Below are 21,133 nucleotides of genomic sequence, written 5' to 3'. Positions count from 1 at the left end.
CCGGCTAAAAACTATACGCCGCTCAGGAAAATTCACAACGCCGTTGGCGACATATTCCGAGGCTGGAAGGGGCATTTGCGTCACCGGGGCCGGAAATCAACCCCAGACGGTCTGCCGCATGGCTTCTCCGATAATCATCGCGGCCGAGACGGCAACATTGATCGAGCGTTGGCCTTCAACCATCGGAACAAGGATCCGGGCGTCGGCCGCCGCGTGCACATGATCTGGAACGCCGGCGCTCTCGCGGCCGAAAAGCAATATGTCGTCGGCACGGAATGCGAAGTCTGTGTAGCGGCAGGACGACTTGGTGGATGCCAGCACCAGGCGTCGGCCGGTGCTCTTTCGCCAATCGTCGAAGCGATCCCAATTGACATGGCGGGTGAGGGCGGCTGCGGCGATGTAATCCATGCCGGCTCGCTTGAGATTGCGATCCGATATGTCAAAGCCTGCGGGCTCGATGATGTCGATGGCAAAACCGAGGCAGGCAGCAAGACGCAGGATGGTACCGGTATTACCCGGAATGTCAGGCTGATAGAGGGCTAGTCTGAGGTCTGCCATCGTGGAATGTCGTCTTTTCCGCTTTTTCGTCGAAAGACACCTATTGCAACTGTGATTTTGACGCAACAGGACGCATTTTGGCCGACAATTGTTCAATTTCCGGCCGGCCGGGTCTGGAAATTCAGCTTAATTCGCGTTAAGGATGCACATCTTTTAATCGCCAGAAGGGAGCGCCAAGATGGAAATATTGCCGCGTATGCGCTCTCGACGCGTGAACTCACGAGTGGCGATCTGGCACGCCTAGTGCCATTTCTTTCCTGAATTCCCATTTCTAATCCATTGCGCGGCTGTCGTGGCCTCGCCCCGTGAACGTCCGGTTCCCATATGAGCTCAAGCGCCGTTTTGCGCGAGCCGGGAGGCCGGAGCGATCAAGTTTCGGAGCATTTTCATGTTTGGCTGGTTCGAACAGCGACTCAATCCCTTCCCCAGCGAGGAGCCGATGGCTCCTCCGAAGGGCCTTTTTGCATTTTGCTGGCACTATACGAAGCCGGCAGCGCCGTGGCTCGCCATCATGGCGGTCCTGACGGCGCTGATTGCCGTCGGTGAGGTGGCGCTCTTCCAGTTCCTCGGTGACATCGTGGACTGGCTGACCAAGGCGGACAAGGCCACATTCCTTCAGACGGAGTGGCCGAGGCTTGCCTGGATGGGAGCGTTGATCCTCGTCGGCCTGCCCCTGGCGGCGGGGCTGGATTCGCTCATCATGCATCAGGTGCTTCTCGGCAATTACCCGATGATCGCACGCTGGCAGATGCACCGGTTCCTGCTGCGTCACAGCATGACCTTCTTCGCCAACGAGTTCGCCGGACGCGTTGCGACGAAAGTGATGCAGACCTCGCTTGCGGTTCGCGAGACGACGATGAAGATCCTCGATGTCTTCGTCTATGTCGTCACGTACTTCCTGTCGATGATCATCGTCATTGCTGCTGCCGACTGGCGGCTGATGATACCGATCCTCGTCTGGCTCGCGATCTACATCGGCATCGTCTCCTATTTCGTGCCGCGGCTTCGCAAGATCGCGGCGCAACAGGCGGATGCACGCTCGATGATGACCGGGCGGGTAGTCGACAGCTACACGAATATCGCGACGGTCAAGCTGTTTTCGCATGCCGGCCGCGAGGAGACCTATGCACGTAGCGGTATGGAGGAATTCCTCGGAACCGTTCACGCGCAGATGCGCCGCGTCACGTTGTTTCACGTCGCTGTCTACATGAACAACTGCATCGCGCTCTTCGTGGTGTCGGGCCTGTCCATCTGGTTCTGGCTGAACGGACAGATCTCCGTCGGCGCCATCGCCATCGCGATCGGTCTTGCCATGCGTGTCAACGGCATGTCGCAATGGATCATGTGGGAGGTCTCGGCGCTCTTCGAGAACATCGGCACGGTCTATGACGGCATGGAGATGATGACCAAGAAGCACGACATCGTCGACAAGCCGGGCGCGCCGCAGCTGTCTGCGAAGAAGGGTGCAATCCACTACGAGCGCATCCGCTTTCATTATGGCAAGGGCAAAGGCGTCATCGACAATCTCTCGCTTGACATCAAGGCGGGCGAGAAAGTCGGTCTGGTCGGCCGCTCCGGCGCCGGCAAGACTACGTTGATGAACCTGCTGCTGCGTTTCTACGATCTGGAGGCTGGCCGCATCACCATCGATGGCCAGGACATCTCGGCCGTGTCGCAGGAGAGCCTGCGTGAACTGATCGGCGTCGTGACGCAGGATACGTCCCTGCTGCACCGTTCGATCCGCGACAACATCGCCTATGGCCGCCCCGAGGCGACCGATGCTCAGGTGATCGAAGCGGCCAGGCGGGCCAATGCCTGGGAGTTCATCGAAGGGCTTGTCGACATGCAGGGCCGCAAGGGGCTCGACGCGCAGGTCGGCGAGCGTGGCGTGAAGCTCTCCGGCGGCCAGCGCCAGCGCGTCGCGATCGCCCGCGTCTTCTTGAAGGATGCGCCGATCCTGGTGCTCGACGAGGCGACATCGGCGCTCGACTCCGAGGTCGAAGCAGCGATCCAGGAGAACCTGTTTGCGCTGATGGAAGGCAAGACGGTGATTGCCATCGCGCACCGCCTGTCGACCCTGACCGAGATGGACCGCTTGATCGTGCTCGATAAAGGCAGGATTGTCGAAGCCGGTGCCCATGCCGAGCTTGTCGACCAAGGCGGCATCTATGCCGACCTCTGGAACCGGCAATCGGGCGGCTTCCTGGCCGACCATTCCGAAGAAGCGGAAGAGGCGGCCGAATAAGCCAGAAGCCCTCCCTGTGGATGCGGAGAGGGCTTCTCATTTACGTTCTTGGATCTCGGCTCAGAGGCTGTCTGCCCAGTCTTTCACGCGGTTCCCTTCGACAAGCATGCTGTTGGTCGAAACAAGCGTACGCAAGGCGAACAGGCGCCGCTCTTCCTCACGATCGATCCACGCAGAGATCGCCTCTGCGACAGCCTGGTCGTAGGAAATATCCAACTGTTCAACGATTGCATCAAGTCGTTCCGCAAGGGGCAGCGGAATACTCGACATGACTGCCTTTCTTGCTTGCATCGCGGCCATCTCCCGTAAGCATCCATTGTACCCCGAGATTGTGACGAGGTCAGTCTCATTCAACGGCGATGCCGTTGTTGTTACCGATTGTTACGAAAATATAAGGTTGCGCCCTGGGGCCGTTGCTTTCCCGCTCCGGCTATTAAGCCTATATCGCAAATATGCTGATAAAACGACTCTTTCGTGCTTTCGAAAACTGGATTGATCCCTTTGCGCCGCGGGAAAACATTCAACCACCGCGCTCAACGCTTGGATTCATCTGGTTCTATATTGGTCAAGCGAAGGCGCCGTTCGTGGCGATGCTGGCGCTCGGGGGCATGTCGGCGGCGATCGAGGCGGCCTTGTTCTGGTTCGTTGGGCGGCTCGTGGATATTCTCGCGACGATCACGCCGGCGGCAGGCTGGAGCGGTCTCCTCGCCGCGCACGGCGCCGAGTTGTTCAGCATGCTCGTTCTCATCGGCATTGTCCGCTTTGTCGTCGCGCTGTTGATCGCACTCGTCGATCAGCAGGTGATCACACCCGGTTTTTACAACCTGGCGCGCTGGCAATCCTACCTGCATGTTTCGCGGCAATCGCTCTCCTTCTTCCAAAGCGATTTTTCGGGTCGCGTCGTCACCAAGGTCTGGTCGGCCGGCCAGGCCACCGGCGACTTGGTGACGACACTGATGGAGAGTGTCTGGTTCGTCGGCATCTATGCGGCGACGACGCTGGTGCTCGTCGCAGGGCTCGATTTCTCGCTTGCCGTCGTCGTGCTCTGCTGGCTGTGCGCCTTTGGCGTTCTGGCGCGTTATTTCGTGCCACGCATCCGGTTTCATTCCCGCGAAACAGCCGAAGCCGCCTCGATGATCAACGGGCGCATGGTGGACGCCTACAGCAATATCCAGACCCTGAAGCTATTTGCGCGCGATGAGGAAAGCGACCGCTATATGCGGCAAGGCTTCGACTTTTATCAGGAGACGGTGCTGCGGTTCACGCGCTTCATCACCGGCGTGCGCGCCTCGATGGCGCTGCTCTCGGGCATCATGATCGTCAGCATGGCGGCTCTTAGCGTTCACCTGTGGTTGGCCGGCCTCGTCAGTTCCGGCGCGGTGGCCTTCTCGCTGGCGCTCGTGCTGCGCCTGAACTTTCTTCTGGGCCGGTTGATGACCCAGTTCAACGGCATCATGCGCAACCTTGGCACGATCCAGAATGCCGCGGAGTTGATCTCGCAGCCGCTTGGACTGGTCGATCGCCCCGGTGCCGGTGATCTTGTCATCCGACGGCCTGGCATCCGCTTCGAGAACGTCTCTTTTCACTACGGGCGACCAAATGGCGTCATCGACAATTTTTCGCTCACGATCGAGCCAGGCGAGAAGGTCGGCATCGTCGGGCGCTCCGGTGCGGGCAAGTCGACGCTGGTGAACCTGCTGCTACGGCTCTACGACCTCGAAGGGGGGCAGATATTGATCGACGGCCAGAATATTGCGGCGGTCAGGCAGGAGTCACTGCGCACGCAGATCGGGGTCGTCAGCCAGGATACGTCGCTGCTGCATCGCTCGGTCCGGGACAATATCCTGTTCGGCCGCCCGGATGCGGGGGAGGCGCGGCTGGTTGAGGCGGCACGGCGCGCAGAAGCGCTTGGCTTCATCGAACGCCTGCAGGACCAAAATGGCCGCAAGGGTTTCGATGCACATGTCGGGGAACGTGGCGTGAAACTCTCCGGCGGTCAGCGCCAGCGCATTGCGATCGCACGCATCATGCTGAAGGATGCGCCGATCCTGGTTCTCGACGAAGCCACCTCGGCGCTCGATTCCGAGGTGGAAGAGGCAATCCAATCCAATCTGATCGGCCTGATGGAAGGCAAGACCGTGCTCGCCATCGCGCATCGGCTCTCGACCATTGCTGCCCTCGATAGATTGATCGTCGTCGACGAGGGGGGGATCATAGAAGAGGGGACGCACGAGACCCTGCTGAAGCGTGGCGGTCTCTATGCCGAACTCTGGGCGCGCCAGTCAGGCGGGTTCCTCGCCACCGATTTCGACGTGTCGCAGTCTGCGTCAAGAGTCGAGGGCAAACTCGGCCATGAGGCCAAAGTGGTTTGATCCCATATTGTCCTCGATCCGTTCGACCGATTTCAGCCGCAGTGGCACACGGGCGAGCACGTGATCGATACTGATACCGAAGTCGCGCGCCTTGATCGGCCAGGTCGCCGGCTCCGGAAAGACCGTATGAAAGCCGGTCGTGCGCATGAAGCGCTGGATACGCGGGTCGAGGATCGCGGAATTGAAGTCTCCCGTGAGGACAAGCGGCGCATCGATAGCGTCCGTCGCAGACCCGAGATCAACGAGTTCGTCCGCCTGGAAGTCATCGAAGTAAGGCTTGGCGAGATGGGCTACGAGAAAGCTGATCTTCGTTCCGTCGAAGTCGATGGCTGAATAGGTCAGCCGATTTTGCCACAGCTTGCCAAGGCTGCTGACTTTCTTTTCGATGAACGGCCGCTTCGAGAGGACGAGCGTGTCGCACTGCTTGATCTCTTCGCCGCAGCCTATGTGTATGTGCTGGACAGGCGTGCGATGTAAGGGCGAAGCGGAGCAGCCTCCAGGATGTTCACGACATCGGCATTCGAGGCGATGACGAAATCCGCAATTCGCCCAGCATTGGAGACGTTCTCGTGTTCGATGTTGAAGGACATCACCCTGAAAAGCGGTGGCGTATTGGCACGCGCTGGAGTGGCGGCGAATTCCCTCAGCATGATAAAGCCATGCCCCACGAGCATCACTGCGATGGTCAAAAGCAGATAGGCATACCAGTGCCGCTTGAGGAGCAGAAGCACCAGGCACCCTGCGATCGCGGCCAGGGCGAAATGAATCTGAAAGCTGTAGACGAAGGCGAGAAGCCAGACGTGTGTGATATAGCGCAAAGACATCAGCGCCAGTAACAGCGAGAGGAGGACACTCCCTATGCAGTATAAAGTGTCTTTCATCGGCGGGCGCGGGGATAGGGAGAGGTTTGCGGCGCTCGCCTAGCACGAGGTTCGAATTGGTGCAATGCACAACTGTGGCAAGCATGTGATTGTCTTCGAAAATCATCTGAAAATTCCCGCGACATTGTGCCCACATGGCCTTGCCAAGGCTGGACATAATTTGCGATCAAGCTTAGAACGCGCCGGATTGGTGGGGAATCTTTGGTCGAATTGTGTCGCGACAGATTCGCCGCCGCGAGGGGAAGGCGGAGTTCCGCAAAGATTGCGTAGAGGATGGTTTAAGCCGTGAGCGAACACGAAACGACAAGCGAGATCACGGGCGAGCCTACTCGCCGTGATTTCCTTTATCTCACCACTGGTATGGCGGGCGCTGTCGGCGCCGTTTCGGTCGCTTGGCCGTTTATCGATCAGATGCGTCCGGATGCCTCGACGTTGGCTCTGGCATCCATCGAAGTCGACGTTTCCAGCCTCGAGCCTGGAATGTCGCTGACCGCCAAGTGGCGCGGCAAGCCGATCTTCATCCGCAATCGTACGCCCGAGGAAGTGAAGGCTGCCGATGAAGTTCCGCTCTCTGATCTGAAGGATCCGATTGCGCGCAACGCCAACCTGCCTTCGGACGCACAGGCGACCGGCGTTGACCGGTCGGCCGGCAAGGACAAGGAAAACTGGATCGTCATGATCGGCTCGTGCACGCATCTCGGCTGCATTCCGCTCGGCCAGGCCGGCGAATATAATGGTTGGTTCTGTCCCTGCCATGGCTCGGTCTACGATACGGCCGGCCGCATCCGCAAAGGTCCGGCGCCCACGAACCTGGCGATTCCGGCCTATTCGTTTGTTTCCGATAAAGTAATCAAGATCGGTTGAGGGGGACTGATTTATGAGTGGCCATTCCAGCTACGAGCCATCAACCGGCCTCGAGAAGTGGATCGATTCGCGCCTGCCTTTGCCGCGGATGGTCTACGATAGTTTCGTCGCATACCCGGTTCCGCGGAACCTGAACTATGCCTACACCTTCGGCGCCATGCTTGCGGTCATGCTCGTCGTGCAGATCCTCACCGGCGTCGTGCTCGCCATGCACTATGCCGCGGAAACGACGGTTGCCTTCAACTCCGTCGAAAAGATCATGCGTGACGTCAACCACGGCTGGCTGCTGCGCTACATGCACGCAAACGGCGCGTCCTTCTTCTTCGTTGCGGTCTATCTGCACATTGCCCGCGGTCTTTACTACGGCTCCTACAAGGCGCCGCGCGAGATCCTCTGGATCCTCGGCGTCCTCATCTACCTCCTGATGATGGCGACCGGCTTCATGGGCTACGTTCTGCCCTGGGGTCAGATGTCCTTCTGGGGCGCGACCGTTATCACCGGCTTCTTCTCGGCATTCCCACTGGTCGGCGAGTGGATCCAGCAGTTCCTTCTCGGTGGTTTCGCCGTCGAGAACCCGACGCTGAACCGCTTCTTCTCGCTGCACTACCTGCTGCCCTTCGTCATTGCGGGCGTTGTCGTCCTGCATATCTGGGCGCTGCATGTGGTGGGCCAGACGAACCCGACCGGCGTCGAGGTCAAGACCAAGACGGACACCGTTCGCTTCACGCCATATGCAACCCTCAAGGATGCGCTTGGCGTTTCGATTTTCCTGCTGGTCTACGCCTACTTCGTCTTCTACATGCCGAATTTCCTTGGCCACCCGGACAATTACATCCCGGCTGATCCGTTGAAGACGCCCGCCCACATCGTTCCGGAATGGTACTTCTTGCCTTTCTACGCGATGCTGCGCTCGATCACCTTCAACATCGGACCGATCGACTCGAAGCTCGCAGGCGTTCTGGTCATGTTCGGCGCGATCATCGTGCTGTTCTTCGTGCCCTGGCTCGATACCTCGAAGGTTCGCTCCGCTGCCTACCGCCCATGGTACAAGGTGTTCTTCTGGCTGTTCGTTGCCAATTCCATTGTTCTTGGTTGGCTCGGCTCGCGTCCTGCCGAGGGTACCTATGTGATCATGTCGCAGCTCGGCACTCTCTTCTACTTCGCCTTCTTCCTGGTGATCATGCCGGTTCTCGGCCTCGTCGAGACGCCGCGCCGCTTGCCAAATTCGATTACGGAAGCGGTTCTGGAAAAGCGCAACAAGGCGGCGGCTGCTGAGCCGGTCAGAGCCTGAGCGTGCGACGGGAAGGGAAGAGAAACATGAAAAAGCTTGTTACAAGCATCCTGTCGCTTGCTGTCGTCGCGGGTCTGAGCGGTGCGGTATTCGCCCAGGAAGCCACCTCGGGCGGAGCCGAGCCGGCCAAGCACGCCGAAAGCGAAACGCCGCACTTTCCGCTGCTTCATCCGAAGCACGAACACTGGAGCTTTGCCGGGCCGACCGGTCACTATGACAAGGGTCAGCTGCAGCGCGGTCTGAAGGTCTACGCGGAAGTCTGCGCGGCCTGTCATTCGATGAGCCTTGTACCGTTCCGCACGCTTGGGGCTCTTGGCTACTCCGAGGCTCAGGTGAAGGCTTTTGCCGCCAACTACGAGGTTCAGGACGGTCCGAACGCCAGCGGTGACATGTTCACCCGCAAGGCTATTCCATCGGACTACTTCCCGTCGCCGTTCCCGAACCACGAGGCGGCGGCAGCGGCTAACAATGGCGCGGCTCCTCCGGATTTCTCGCTGATCGCCAAGGCGCGCGGCATTGAACGTGGTTTCCCGCAGTTCCTGATCGACATGATCCCGTTCGTCGGTGGTTATCAGGAAGGCGGTCCTGACTACATCTATTCGCTGCTGACCGGCTACGACGAGCAGCCACCGGCAGGCGTCCAGGTTGCCCAAGGCACCCATTATAACCCGTACTTCGCCGGCGCTGCCGCACTTGCAATGCCGAAGCCGCTTTCCGACGGCCAGGTGACCTATGACGACGGCGCGCCGGCGACGGTCGATCAGTATGCCAAGGACGTCTCGGCTTTCCTGATGTGGGCTGCCGAGCCGCATCTCGAAGACCGCAAGCGCACCGGCTTCATGGTCATGATCTTCCTGCTGATCTTCTCGGGACTGATCTACCTGACGAAGCGTTCGGTCTACGCGAACAAGGAACACTGAGAGCTTCGCTCCAGACTCCAGGGAAAGGCGGTCTTCGGGCCGCCTTTTTTGTTGGTTCCGACAGTGGCAATTGATAGGGTGCAGCCGAACTGAAGCCTTGCAGAATATGGATACTCCATGAGTGAAACGATTTCGGAGCTTGCAGCGAGCATCCGCTCCATCCCGGACTACCCAAAGCCCGGCATTATCTTCCGTGACATCACGACGCTTCTCGGCAACCCTCGCGCGTTCCGCCGTGCCGTCGACGAACTGGTGCAGCCCTATGCCGGCCTGAAGATCGACAAGATTGCCGGAACCGAAGCGCGGGGCTTCATTCTGGGCGGTGCGGTCGCGCATCAGCTTTCGGCCGGGTTCGTACCGATCCGCAAGAAGGGCAAGCTGCCTCGCGATACCGTGCGTGTCGCCTATAGCCTGGAGTATGGTGTCGACGAGATGGAGATGCATCGCGATGCCGTCCAGCCCGGCGAGAAGGTTATTCTCGTCGACGATCTGATCGCAACCGGCGGGACGGCAGTGGCCGCCACGCAACTCCTGCGGCAGATGGGGGCGGAGGTGGTTTCCGCCTGCTTCGTCATCGACCTGCCGGACCTCGGCGGTCGCAAGAAGCTGGAAGAGCTTGGCGTCGACGTCCGTACCCTGGTGGAGTTCGCGGGCCACTAGGCCCGAGACTACTCGAATTCGATGACGGTGCTTTCGAACCGGATGACCGGCGTGCCGTCAGCGATCGTTCCCTCGCACAGGATCGTGTTCAGCCGACGTCCCGGACGCGACGCCAGGGGGCGACTTGAAAGAAGCGTGACGAAGTAGGTCACTTCCTCGCCGGCGAAGACCGGCCGCAGCCATTGAAGCTCTTGGAATCCCGGGGAGGGGCCGAGTTTCGGCGGCCTGATGCCTTCGCTCGCCAGTCGCGCGCACTCTGCGCTCCAATAAGCGACGAAGGTCTTCATCCATGCCGCGCAAGTGTGCCATCCCGAAGCGCAGAGACCGCCAAAGAGCGTAGCCTTTGCAGCTTCCGCGTCCAAGTGGAACAGTTGAGGGTCGAAGCGCTCGGCAAAGTGAACGATCCGTTCGGCCGTGAATACGTAGCTGCCGATTTTGGTCTTCTCGCCGCTGGCGTAGTGTTCCGTCATGATCATGCGGTCTTCTCCAGCGCTTCGCGCAGGACGAACATGATCGAATTCTCGGCCAAGCAGACGAGTTCGCCTTTCTGATTCTCAACCTCGTGGCGGAACTTCACCATGCCGATGCCGGGCCTTGAGCGCAGCGCACGGGTCTCCATGACCGTCGAATGACCGGAAAGCGTGTCTCCGGCAAGGACCGGCTTTCGCCATTCCATGAAATCGACGCCGGGCGCACCTTGCGAAAACGAGCTGACGAGGAAGCTTTCCGCCATCATGCGCATGAACAGCGCCGATGTATGCCAGCCGGATGCCGCCAGGCCACCGAGGATGCTTGCGCGACCGGCCGCCTCATTAAGATGCATCGGCTGCGGGTCAAACTCGCGGGCGAACTCGATGATCTCCGCTGCCGTTACCGGCCTCGGGCCGAGCGCAAAACGTCGCCCCGGCTGGAAATCTTCAAAGGCAAGTTTCTGATCGGACAAATTCTTCTTCCCCTCGTAGGAGTTTCAGAACGACTACAATAGCATTCGACGCGACTCAACGATTCCCGCGAGATTTTGAATATGCCAGAATTGAAGTTGATCCTCGATGAGGCCACCCGAAAGGGTATCATTCCTCTCCATGCTGCTGAGCGGCTTTTGCCGTTTCTGATCGAACGCGGCGTGAAGGCGGATGGCCAGCCGGTGGAGCGTCGCGCCGAGGCAACTCCTTTTTCGGACACAGAGACGCCGAGCTTCGTGCGCGGCTTTCATGATGTGCTGATAACGATCGGCATCATCGTGGCGCTGGCAGGGCTGTGGGGCATCGCTTCGGTCTTCGCGGTGTTGCCGGCAATCGTCGTTCTTGCGGAGATCCTTGTTCGACGCCAGAGGCTGGCATTGCCTGCCGTCGTCCTGACGCTCACGCTTGCGCTCTGGACTGCAATCGTGGCTGCGCGCTGGCTGGAAGGCTCTGCCGTCATGGCGATAGGCGGCGACGTGGCACTAAAGTACACGCTCGCCTTTCCGGTTGTGCTCGGGCTCTTCTATCTGCTCTATCGCATACCGCTTGCCCTTGCCCTGACGATCATGGGGGCGGCGGTGGTTGTTCTGCAGCTGGTTTTGCGCGCGCTCGGCTGGCTGACCGGCGATCCCCTCTTCGAAGTCAATCATCCCGTCTTGTTGTCGATCACCGCGATCGCATGCGCGGTCGGCCTTTTCGCACTCGCCATGAAATTCGATCTGCGCGACCCGCTTCGTCGTACAGTCAATTCCGATATTGCCTTCTGGCTTCATCTGGGCGCAGCACCGGCTTTGCTCTACAGCATCATATCGCTTGCCGGTCTGAGCGGCGGCACGCTCGCTGCGCTGCAGACCGTATCGTTTCGTACGCCGGTGGTGGTTGCGACCGTCGTCGCGCTCATGCTGATCGGCCTGATCATCGACCGGCGCGCATTCGTGACGTCAGGATTGCTGTCGCTGGGCTTTGCGCTCTACGGCATCTTCCGCCAGGGGGACGCGCGTGTCGATACCTACATCTACATCACGCTTCTGACCGTCGGCGCGATCGTGCTCGTCATCGGCACCGGATGGATGCCACTTCGGCGCCTCGTCATGCGACAGCTGCCGGTTGCCATGCAGGAGAAACTGCCGCCGGCATAGGCGGCAGTCGCTCCGGTTCCGTCTCAGGTGTTGAAGCGGAAGTGAATGACGTCGCCGTCCTGGACGACATATTCCTTGCCTTCGTCGCGACCCTTGCCTGCTTCCTTGGCGCCGACTTCACCCTTGAAGTTGATGTAGTCGTCATAGGCGATGGTGAAGGCGCGGATGAAGCCGCGTTCGAAGTCGGTGTGGATCACGCCGGCGGCGGCAGGCGCCTTGGTGCCGCGCACGATCGTCCAGGCACGGGTTTCCTTGGGGCCGACGGTGAAATAGGTGATCAGGTCGAGCAGGTGGTAACCGGCGCGGATCAGCCGGTCGAGACCGGCTTCCTCGAGGCCGAGCGCCGCGAGGAACTCCGCCGCTTCCTCTTCGGGAAGTTGGGCCACTTCGGATTCGATCGCGGCCGAGATGATGACGCATTCGGCGCCTTGCTTCTCAGCCATGGCGGCCACTGCCTTGGTGTGCTCGTTGCCGGTCGAAGCGTCGGCTTCCGCGACGTTGCAAACGTAGAGCACCGGATGCGAGGTCAGGAGGTTGAGGCCCTTGAGGATCTCGATCTCCTCAAGCGCCAGCGTCTTGAGAAGCAGGCGTGCAGGCTTGCCCTCGTTCAGCAGCTTGATCACGGCTTCCATGACGGGGAGCTGCGTCAGCGAATCCTTGTCCTTGCTGGCGGCGCGCTTTCGGGTCTGCTCGACGCGGCGCTCAAGGCTCTCGAGGTCGGCGAGCATCAGCTCGGTCTCGATCGTGTCGGCATCGCCGACCGGGTTGATGCGGCCCTCGACGTGGGTGATATCGTCGTCCTCGAAGCAGCGCAGCACATGCACGACGGCATCGACTTCGCGGATGTTGGCGAGGAACTTGTTGCCGAGGCCTTCACCCTTCGACGCGCCGCGCACCAGGCCGGCAATATCGACGAAGGAGATGCGGGTCGGGATGATTTCCTTGGAGCCGGCGATCGTTGCGAGCTTCTGCATGCGCGGATCGGGGACGGCGACTTCGCCGGTGTTCGGTTCGATCGTGCAGAAGGGATAGTTCGCCGCCTGCGCCTGCGCCGTCTTGGTGAGCGCGTTGAAGAGTGTCGATTTGCCGACGTTCGGCAGACCGACGATACCGCATTTAAAGCCCATGGCCTGAAACCTGCTGTTCTTGAATTCGTCGGTGCTGGCTATGGGGTAAAACGCGCCTTGCGGTCAAGCTTTTCGCGCAAGTCTCTTGCATTCTGAGGGTTGAACGCCTGCCTTTGCGGCGCAATATAGATATTGCGAACTGTTCTCGCCTTTCCATGTCATCAACGGGTGGGTTTCCGATGAGTGACAACGATATTGCCCTTAAACCGAAGACAAAGTCGAAACCGAAGCTGGATCGGCCGAAGCTCTATAAGGTCATCCTTTTCAATGACGACTACACGCCGCGCGAATTCGTGGTGATGATCTTGAAGGCTGTCTTCCGTATGAGCGAGGAGACTGGCTACCGCGTCATGATGACCGCGCACAAGCTCGGATCGAGCGTCGTTGTGGTCTGCGCGAAGGACATCGCCGAGACCAAGGTCAAGGAGGCGATGGACTACGCCAAGGACGCCGGCTTTCCTCTGATGTTGACGGCGGAGCCGGAGGAATAGTCGTCAGCGCCGGATCTGGTAGCCGGTCTTGTCCTGCGTGAAGCCGCAATTCTCGTAGAAACGTAGCGTTGCCGGATCCTTCGAGCCGGTCAGGAGCATCACCTTTGTAGCAGCCGGCCTTCCAGGCGGCTTCGATGGCGCACTGGATCAACCTTCGTCCGTAGCCGCGCTGCCTGTGATCGGCAGCCGTGACGACGTTTTCGATCAGCGCATAAGACGCGCCATTCCGGGTCAGATCGGGGACGATGCCAGCGTCACCGACGCCGCGGCAGCCTGACCGCAACGCCGACGAAAATCGTCATGCCGGGCTGTGCGAGGATCGCTTGAAACCGTTCTTCTGCATGCGCGCGGTCCATGACTGGATCAGTTGGGTTGAGCTCATGGTAGAGGGCAAGCAGGCGCGGCAGATCACCAATCTCGGCAGCGCGGATGACGAGGTCGCCGGCAGACATGCTCAATCGTCCTTGTTGCCGAACATCTTCTTCAGCATTTCGGCCATCGGCCCAGTTGCAGGCAGCTTTGGCTGATTGTGATTGCGGGCCTGGTGAATATGGGACTTGGCCGCGGGCTTCTTCTCCTGCTTCGGCTTTTCCTCCTCGGCCTTTGCGCCAAGCGCCAGCGCCAGCTTGTTCATCAGCTGAGAGTCTTCCTTGCGGACCAGCATGTCAGCGTTATCGGCAAGGGCATCAAGAAGTGGCTCAAGCCACGCCTGATCGGCCTTGGCGAAGTCGCCGAGGACGTGATGCTGCACGAGTTCCTTGATGCCGGGGTGTCCGATGCCAAGCCGCAGCCGGCGATAGTCCTTGCCGCAATGCGCGTCCAGCGACTTGATACCGTTATGGCCTCCATGACCACCGCCCGTCTTGAGGCGCGCCTTGCCGGACGGCAGGTCGAGTTCGTCATAGATCGCAACGAGGTCGGCAGGCTGCAGTTTGTAAAAGCGCATGGCCTCGCCGACGGCTTCACCTGAGAGGTTCATGTAGGTCTGCGGCTTGATGAGCAGCACCTTCTCGCCTGATATCTCGCCCTCGGCGATCTCGGCCTTGAACTTCTTCGACCAAGGCGAAAAATTATGGCGGCGATAGATCGCGTCTACGGCCATGAAGCCGATATTGTGGCGGTTTGCGACGTACTTGCCGCCGGGATTGCCGAGGCCCGCGATGATCAGCATGGCTCGTTCGTTCCTTGCAATGTGCTTTATGCGTTCACCACCGCGAAACGGCGTCAAAGTCAAGGCGGAGAGGCCATAACCGCAGAAAAATCAGTCTGCGGAGTTGAGGCCATACCTGGTGAAGATGGTTTTCTGCGTGCCATCGGCAATCAGCTTGTCCAGCGCAGCTTGCATCTTGGCCAGCAGGTCGCTTGGGAAGTTCTTTTCGCAGGCTATCCCCATCGGCTGGGTGGAGAGCACCGTGACCTTCTCCAAAGGCTGCTCCGTCTTGAGTTTGGTGAAGTAGATCTCGGAGATAGGCATCATGTCGATGCGGCCGTTGAGCAGCTTGCGCAGTGTGGCGTTGAAGTCGGTGGCGACGTCGAGCTTGGTGAAACCGTTCTCCTTCAGCGTCACCTCTGTATAATCTTCGCGCTGTGTTCCAACGGTATATTGCCTCGCTTCCTCAAGATTCTTCGCTGTCACGCCTGACCCGGACCTGGTGATGAGAATGTTGCGATCGACAAGCAAGGGCTCGACCCACTTGAACATAGGGTCGCGCGTTTCGCTGTGAGCGGTCGTAAAGACGCAGCTCATAGGCGTGGTCTGGGCGAGATTATAGGCCCTGGCCCAAGGCATCATCGCGATCTGGTAGTCGATACCGGCGTCTTTCATCACCTTTTCGACCTGCTCGACCGAGGCGCCCTTGATTGCCTTTCCATCACGATAGCTGAAGGGAGGGTATTCCTCGGTGGCGAGTATAACGCCGGCTGCAATGGCTTGGGTGGAGGCGGAGATGCTCAAAAGAGTGACAAGCAGCAGCCTTTTCATCGTGTTGCCTTTCTGTGTTCAAGAGGCCCGCGCAGTAAGTTGCTCAGGTGCAGACAGACGCTCGATCAGAGCTGCGGCTTGCTGCGGGCGATGGAACAGGTATCCCTGGCCGAAGTCGAGGCCCATTTCGTGCAAGGTCTGGCATTCGTCCTCGGTCTCGATGCCCTCGGCAATGACGATGCAGCCCATCTTGTGGGAGAGCGTGGTGATGCTTTCCACCAGCGTGCGGCTTTTCTCGCGGACGTCGTCGCTGGCGTCGTTGATCGACTGCGTGAATGACTGGTCGATCTTGATGATGTCGACCGGGAAGCGGTTGAGATAGCTCAGCGACGAGTAGCCCGTGCCGAAGTCGTCGAGGGCGATCCGGCAGCCGAAGCGGCGCATCTCGGCGACAACAGTGCGGATTTGCGGATTGTTGTGCATCAGCACCGCCTCTGTGATTTCCACGACGATGCGCTGAGGGCGGATGCCGTGGCGGCCGAGCAATGCGGCAAGCCGCGCGGGCAGAGCGGCTTCGAATTGCAGTGGCGAGAAGTTGATGGCGAGATAGCTGTCCTGCAAGCCGGGGAGGCGGGAGATGGCCGCAAGATGGGCGATCGCCTTTTCCATGATGACGTTGCCGACGCGCACGATCTTCGCGGTTTCCTCCGCGACATTGATGATTTTTGCCGGTGCCATCAGACCCTTTTGCGGATGGTTGAGGCGCATGAGGGCCTCAAAGCCGGCAACGCCGCGGCCGTTCAGGTTGACGATCGGCTGCAGGTAGGCGTCGAACCAATCATCGGCGAGACCGGCTTCGATGCAGCTTTCGATTTCGGCGCGTGCCCTTGTGTGGTCCACCATGCTGGCGTCGAAGAGTTGCGCGCCGTTCTTGCCATCACGCTTCTTGGCATACATGGCCATGTCGGATTTCTGCAGCAGTTCGGCGGCGTTCGCGGCATGGCGTGGGTAAATGGCAATGCCAACGCTGGCACTCAGATGCAGGTCCGGGCCGAACGGCTCGATGAAGATGGAGGCGATCTGCTCAGCCATCGCGCTCGCCCTCCGGGCCGCATCCTTTGCCGGCAGAAGGATCGCGAATTCGTCACCACCGAGGCGGGCCGCCTGATCCGATGGCGCCAGATGCGTCTTCAACCGGTCAACAAACTCGCGGAGCGCCTTGTCGCCCTCGGCGTGGCCGAGATTGTCGTTGATCCACTTGAAGCGATCGAGATCGACGAACAGGCAGGCCAGTTCCTGGCCGACCGCATCCGCTTCACGGATCTTGGTGTCGAGCACCGACTCGAATCCCTGACGGTTCAGCAGGCCGGTCAGATGATCCCGGATCGCTTGCTGGTGATTGCGCGCCTCGGATGCCTTCAGCTCTGTGACATCGGTCATGACCGATAGCGAAAGTCGGTCATACCCCGTCGTGGCTGCCGTCGATTCCAGGATGAGAACATCCATGAGGCGGCGGTCGGCGCATATGAACTTTACCGTCACGTCGACTGCGGCGCCGCCGTCGAGGTCGTTCTGGCGCTTCAGGAAGGCTTCGCGCGTATCTGATGTCACGAGGTCTGCGAACCTGCAGCCGATCACGCGCGGCCGGTCGTAGCCGGTCGCGACGAGCCAGTAGTCGCTAACAGCCGTTATGCGATCATCCTCATCGAGCGAGAACAGCATGGCCGGCGTCAGGTCGTAGATGTCCACAGCGCGGCGATGCGCGAGCTTCAGTTCGCGTTCCTCGCTTTCGAGCTTCGATTGCATTTCGTTGAAGCCGCGCGCCAGGCGGCCCATCTCGTCGTTTGACTGCCAGTTGACGTGATGGCGCGAGCCGAGCTGGCGGGTGGCCTCGACGGCTGCCGTAAGGCGCATCAGCGGCCGGATAATGAAGATGCGATTGCCGATCAGTGCCGCGCTGAAGACCGCAAGCACCGCGAAGATGAAGATCGACATGAAGACGATCTCTTCGTGCTTGAGGCCGGAGAACAGGCCAAGCGCCGGATAAAAGACGGAGATGCTGCCCAGATTCTTCGGGCCGTCGATGGTGTTGTATATGATCGCGCGCGATACCTGGACGAGATTGCCATTGAACGATTTCGGTATTGTCGACTGCGTCACGTCGAGCTGACCGGATTGATCCCGGACCTGAACCTTGACGATGGCGCCCTGCGAAACGATGGTCGCGCTGATCTGGGTTACGCTGTCATCATCGAGGTCCCAGAGCGGCTTTGCGAGCGCCTGAGAATTGGCGACAAGAAGAACCGAGATGTGGTCGCGTATTTCCTTGTCTGCGCGCTCGGAAGAAAGAAAAAGGAAAAGGACGAACAGTGGAGCAACGAACAGGAGCAAAGCTCCGCAAATGATTGCTAAAAAACGATTTTCAACGGAATTGTTCATTGTTCCGTTTGCCCCCAGCCGCACTTTGCGTTCACGGTTTTCTACGCCCGTCGGTCTTTAAAAACCTACCGGCATGCTTCCATGAAATGTATTAAATGTTGCTGAAACAGGCTCCTCGCGTGCAAATGAAAAGGCCCGCTTTCGCGAGAAAGCGGGCCCTATGCTTTACAAATTATGGAAGCGATCAGGCTTCGGCTTCGCCTTCTTCTTCGACCGTTTCGTCAACGCCGCCAGCCGGGGCGATGATCGTTGCGATCGTGAAGTCGCGGTCGGCGATAACCGGCGCTACACCCTTCGGCAGGGTGAGGTCGGAGATGTGGATGCTGTCGCCGATCTTCTTGCCGCTCAGGTCAACATTGAAGAATTCCGGGATCGCATCGGCCGGGCACTGCACTTCGATTTCGTGACGAACGATGTTCAAAACGCCGCCAGCCTTGAGCCCCTGGGACTTTTCTTCGTTGACGAAGTGAACCGGGATTTCAACGGTAACCTGGGTGTTGCCGGAAACGCGCAGGAAGTCCACGTGCATCGTGAAGTCGCGGACCGGATCGAGCTGATAGTCCTTCGGCAGAACCTTGTACGTCTTGCCGTCGACTTCGATGGTCGCGATGGTGGTCATGAAGCCACCTGCGTGAATGCGCTTCGTCACCTCATTGGTGCTGAGCGCGATAGAAATGGGGGCCTGCTTGTCACCATAGATGACAGCGGGAATCAAACCGTTGCGGCGAAGTTCACGGGCGGACCCCTTACCAACCCGTTCGCGCGCCTCGGCCTTGAGCTCGTAGCTTTCGTGGCTCATGACTTTTCCTTCCGAGGTTATTTGGAGAGCCCCGCGGAGGCCTATGCTTGCCGCGGAACTGGAGGCGGGTTACCCCATCCTCATCCGCGTTGCCTCCAAGGGTGTCTGCGCGGACGCGTGCGCTATAGTATAGATGCGACGGAAAGGCAAGCTGGTGCCTTGCCAGCGGCAGCAGCAACGATTTCCAACAAGCTCTGGCGAATGGTGTCGTTCGAGCGATTCCAGAAGTTGAAGCGGATCGCGAAAGCTTAACCATATAGCCGGATTTCCCGCGAGATTAAGGAATACAGAATGTCACGGCGGCTATGAAGGCCAAAACGTAACCTGGTCCCTCCGATGCCTCGTCTCCTTACCTGCATTGTTGCCGAACACAGCTGGCCACATCTGATCTTCGCAACCGTTATCTGCCTGCTTGGGTCCTTGCTGACGGTGCGGCTTTTTTCGCGGGTTCGGCGCACGCAAGGACTGCAGAGATTCAATTGGCTCTTCCTGTCGGGCTTCGTAGGCGGTGCGACGATTTGGACGACCCATTTCATTGCCATGCTTGGCTTTCGCGCGCCGGCGCTCAGCGGCTACGAGCCCGATTTGACGATGCTGTCGCTTTTCATCGGCATCGCCTCCACGATGATCGGCTTTACCGTGGCCTCGATGCGAAGCCGGGACGCGCTTGTCGAGGCCGGCGGCGCCATCGTTGGACTTGGCGTGGCAGCCATGCACTATGTCGGCATCGCCGGCTACAGGGTGGCCGGGGATATCCAGTGGAGCAGCGTCTATGTCATCTGCTCGCTGATTGCATCAGCCGGGTTCGGCGCCTTCGTGACGAGCCGGGTTGCTCGCCCGACGACACGTTTCAGCCCGGTCGCCGCCGCCCTGCCGCTGATCCTTGCAATCGTTTCGACGCATTTCCTCGGCATGGCAGGCATGACGATCGTCCCCGACGCGACCATGTCCGTTCCCCGCGAGATTCTCTCCGTAGGCGTGATGACCAGCCTCGTTGGCGCAGTCATGATCATCATCCTGCTTCTCGGCGCCTCCACCTACATCATCGACATGCAGTCGACGGAAGCGGCTGTGGCCCGCTACCGCCATCTGTCGCTTCACGATCCGCTCACGAACCTCGCAAACCGCTCCGCGCTGAACGAACATCTGGCGACCGCGACCAAAAACACCCATGAAATCGGCAGGAACGTCGCGGTCCTCTGCTTCGACCTTGATCGGTTCAAGGAAATCAACGACGTCCACGGTCATGCGGCTGGCGACGCCGTGCTCCGGGCGATCGGCGAGCGGCTGGCGAAGGTCATGCAGAAGGGACAGTTTGCAGCCCGCGTCGGCGGTGATGAATTTGTGGTCGTGATGCGCGATCACGCTGGCCGTTCGGAGGCCAGGAGCATAGCACAACGCCTGCTCGACGAGATCGAGCGACCTGTGGAGTGGAACGGCCAATCGCTCAGCGTCGGATCCAGCATCGGCATTTCCAGTTTCCCTGACAGGGCGCGCACCGTCGATGACCTGCTTTCGCAGGCCGATGTCGCCATGTACCGCGCGAAGGCGACGGCGGGAAGCAGCATCTGCTTCTACGACCCCTCGATGGACGAGGCGGCGCGGGAACGAAGTGCGCTGGCGATCGAGATGCGCGAAGGACTGAAGAAGGGTGAATTCGAACTGTTTTATCAACAACAGAACGATACCGTGACGCGCGAGGTGCTGGGTTTCGAAGCGCTGCTGCGCTGGAAGCATCCGACGCGCGGCTATATCTCGCCGGCGGAATTCATCCCGATCGCCGAGAAGACGGGGTTCATCATGGAACTCGGCGAATGGGTGCTGCGCAGTGCTTGCGTCGAAGCGGCCAGCTGGAAGAACCCGTTGACTATAGCGGTCAACGTGGCGGCCCAGCAGCTCGCCGATAGCCGTCTGCCGCAGATCGTGCATCAGATCCTGATGGAAACGGGGCTGGCGGCAGCGCGCCTCGAGCTCGAGATTACGGAATCCGGCATCATTGCCGACCATGGGCATGCGCTGAATGCGATCCGGCGGCTCAAGGCGCTTGGCGTCAAGGTGGCAATGGACGACTACGGCACCGGTTACTCCTCGCTGTCGACGTTGCAGAGTTTCCCGTTCGACAAGATCAAGATCGATCGTGCCTTCGTCGATGGCGTCGTCACCAACAAACAGTCAGCTGCGATTGTCCGCTCGACGCTTATTCTAGCGCAGAGCCTTGATATTCCGGTTCTTGCCGAGGGCGTGGAACGAGAGGAGCATGTCGATTTCCTTCGCCGCGAAGGTTGCCTGCAGGTGCAGGGCTTCCTTTTCGGAAAGCCGATGCCGCGTCCCGACATCGAGGCCTTCGTCAATGCCGACAATACAGTCGCAGCAGGTGGTCCGGCAGTCGCCGCCAAGACCGACGCCGCGGCCTGACCGCGGCGCTGCAACACAGCTTGACATCCGCCGCCCGGAAACCTCACAT

18 protein-coding genes and 2 pseudogenes are annotated in these 21,133 nt (G+C 59.7%); 9 read left to right on the top strand and 11 right to left on the bottom strand.

The window, feature by feature from the left end; all coding sequences use genetic code 11:
* Positions 1 to 96: 96 nt before the first annotated feature.
* Positions 97 to 558, bottom strand: a complete 462-nt coding sequence (locus K9B32_RS14210) for a tRNA (cytidine(34)-2'-O)-methyltransferase (protein WP_224563116.1) — start codon at positions 556 to 558, stop codon at positions 97 to 99.
* A gap of 388 nt (positions 559 to 946) precedes the next feature.
* On the opposite strand from K9B32_RS14210, the gene K9B32_RS14205 reads away from it, so the two are divergent.
* Positions 947 to 2,803 carry an ABC transporter ATP-binding protein gene (locus K9B32_RS14205; RefSeq protein ID WP_224563115.1) on the top strand — a complete coding sequence of 619 codons (1,857 nt, stop codon included), beginning with the start codon at positions 947 to 949 and terminating at the stop codon, positions 2,801 to 2,803.
* Positions 2,804 to 2,863: 60 nt separating this feature from the next.
* On the opposite strand, the gene K9B32_RS14200 is transcribed toward K9B32_RS14205, so the two are convergent.
* Positions 2,864 to 3,073 (bottom strand): ribbon-helix-helix domain-containing protein, encoded by a 210-nt coding sequence (locus tag K9B32_RS14200; RefSeq protein WP_224563268.1) that lies wholly within the window; start codon positions 3,071 to 3,073, stop codon positions 2,864 to 2,866.
* Positions 3,074 to 3,255: 182 nt separating this feature from the next.
* Between K9B32_RS14200 and K9B32_RS14195 the strand changes: the two genes are divergently transcribed.
* Entirely contained in the window at positions 3,256 to 5,175 is a 1,920-nt protein-coding gene (locus tag K9B32_RS14195) for an ABC transporter ATP-binding protein (protein ID WP_224563114.1), read from the top strand.
* On the opposite strand, the pseudogene K9B32_RS14190 reads toward K9B32_RS14195, so the two are convergent.
* A pseudogene (locus K9B32_RS14190) lies at positions 5,131 to 6,056 on the bottom strand (endonuclease/exonuclease/phosphatase family protein). The gene K9B32_RS14195 and the pseudogene K9B32_RS14190 overlap by 45 nt on opposite strands.
* Before the next feature lie 285 nt (positions 6,057 to 6,341).
* Between K9B32_RS14190 and petA the strand changes: the two are divergent.
* From petA to K9B32_RS14170, 4 genes are all read left to right on the top strand, one after another.
* Positions 6,342 to 6,920, top strand: a complete 579-nt coding sequence (petA, locus tag K9B32_RS14185) for a ubiquinol-cytochrome c reductase iron-sulfur subunit (protein WP_224563112.1) — start codon at positions 6,342 to 6,344, stop codon at positions 6,918 to 6,920.
* 13 nt (positions 6,921 to 6,933) lie between these two features.
* Positions 6,934 to 8,211: a cytochrome b gene (locus tag K9B32_RS14180; RefSeq protein WP_224563111.1), complete on the top strand. Its 1,278-nt coding sequence runs from the start codon at positions 6,934 to 6,936 to the stop codon at positions 8,209 to 8,211.
* A gap of 26 nt (positions 8,212 to 8,237) precedes the next feature.
* Complete coding sequence (locus K9B32_RS14175; protein ID WP_224563110.1) at positions 8,238 to 9,131, top strand: cytochrome c1; 894 nt, start codon at positions 8,238 to 8,240, stop codon at positions 9,129 to 9,131.
* A gap of 117 nt (positions 9,132 to 9,248) precedes the next feature.
* Complete coding sequence (locus K9B32_RS14170; RefSeq protein ID WP_007789948.1) at positions 9,249 to 9,791, top strand: adenine phosphoribosyltransferase; 543 nt, start codon at positions 9,249 to 9,251, stop codon at positions 9,789 to 9,791.
* 8 nt (positions 9,792 to 9,799) lie between these two features.
* Here K9B32_RS14170 and K9B32_RS14165 read toward each other — a convergent pair whose 3' ends face one another.
* Positions 9,800 to 10,267 carry a MaoC family dehydratase gene (locus K9B32_RS14165; protein WP_224563109.1) on the bottom strand — a complete coding sequence of 156 codons (468 nt, stop codon included), beginning with the start codon at positions 10,265 to 10,267 and terminating at the stop codon, positions 9,800 to 9,802.
* Positions 10,264 to 10,734 carry a MaoC family dehydratase gene (locus K9B32_RS14160; protein ID WP_224563107.1) on the bottom strand — a complete coding sequence of 157 codons (471 nt, stop codon included), beginning with the start codon at positions 10,732 to 10,734 and terminating at the stop codon, positions 10,264 to 10,266. Before K9B32_RS14160 ends, K9B32_RS14165 begins: the two co-directional genes overlap by 4 nt.
* An 81-nt stretch (positions 10,735 to 10,815) precedes the next feature.
* On the opposite strand from K9B32_RS14160, the gene K9B32_RS14155 reads away from it, so the two are divergent.
* Entirely contained in the window at positions 10,816 to 11,892 is a 1,077-nt protein-coding gene (locus K9B32_RS14155; protein WP_224563105.1) for a hypothetical protein, read from the top strand.
* 23 nt (positions 11,893 to 11,915) lie between these two features.
* Here the strand turns inward: K9B32_RS14155 and ychF are convergent, their stop codons facing one another.
* Positions 11,916 to 13,019, bottom strand: a complete 1,104-nt coding sequence (ychF, locus tag K9B32_RS14150; RefSeq protein WP_224563103.1) for a redox-regulated ATPase YchF — start codon at positions 13,017 to 13,019, stop codon at positions 11,916 to 11,918.
* 179 nt (positions 13,020 to 13,198) lie between these two features.
* On the opposite strand from ychF, the gene clpS reads away from it, so the two are divergent.
* Positions 13,199 to 13,510: an ATP-dependent Clp protease adapter ClpS gene (gene clpS, locus K9B32_RS14145; protein ID WP_132588782.1), complete on the top strand. Its 312-nt coding sequence runs from the start codon at positions 13,199 to 13,201 to the stop codon at positions 13,508 to 13,510.
* Between the two features lie 3 nt (positions 13,511 to 13,513).
* Here the strand turns inward: clpS and K9B32_RS14140 are convergent.
* The 5 genes and pseudogenes from K9B32_RS14140 to K9B32_RS14120 form a co-directional block, all read right to left on the bottom strand.
* Positions 13,514 to 13,962 (bottom strand): annotated as a pseudogene (locus tag K9B32_RS14140) (N-acetyltransferase family protein).
* A gap of 2 nt (positions 13,963 to 13,964) precedes the next feature.
* Positions 13,965 to 14,681 (bottom strand): aminoacyl-tRNA hydrolase, encoded by a 717-nt coding sequence (pth, locus tag K9B32_RS14135; RefSeq protein WP_224563102.1) that lies wholly within the window; start codon positions 14,679 to 14,681, stop codon positions 13,965 to 13,967.
* A 90-nt stretch (positions 14,682 to 14,771) separates the two neighbouring features.
* Complete coding sequence (locus tag K9B32_RS14130) at positions 14,772 to 15,491, bottom strand: substrate-binding periplasmic protein (protein ID WP_224563101.1); 720 nt, start codon at positions 15,489 to 15,491, stop codon at positions 14,772 to 14,774.
* An 18-nt stretch (positions 15,492 to 15,509) separates the two neighbouring features.
* The gene (locus tag K9B32_RS14125) at positions 15,510 to 17,870 is read right to left on the bottom strand and encodes an EAL domain-containing protein (RefSeq protein ID WP_224563099.1); all 2,361 of its coding nucleotides are present in this window, start codon (positions 17,868 to 17,870) and stop codon (positions 15,510 to 15,512) included.
* 184 nt (positions 17,871 to 18,054) lie between these two features.
* On the bottom strand, positions 18,055 to 18,669 hold the full coding sequence (locus K9B32_RS14120; protein ID WP_224563097.1) for a 50S ribosomal protein L25/general stress protein Ctc: 615 nt from the start codon (positions 18,667 to 18,669) through the stop codon (positions 18,055 to 18,057).
* A gap of 336 nt (positions 18,670 to 19,005) precedes the next feature.
* Here K9B32_RS14120 and K9B32_RS14115 point away from each other — a divergent pair, with 336 nt between their 5' ends.
* A complete protein-coding gene (locus K9B32_RS14115; RefSeq protein WP_224563096.1) occupies positions 19,006 to 21,084 on the top strand; it encodes a putative bifunctional diguanylate cyclase/phosphodiesterase in 2,079 nt (692 codons plus the stop codon).
* Positions 21,085 to 21,133: the final 49 nt, after the last annotated feature.

It is taken from the genome of Rhizobium sp. 3T7, from assembly GCF_020166565.1.
GTDB lineage: Bacteria > Pseudomonadota > Alphaproteobacteria > Rhizobiales > Rhizobiaceae > Rhizobium.
This window is presented reverse-complemented; position numbering and strand designations above follow the sequence as displayed.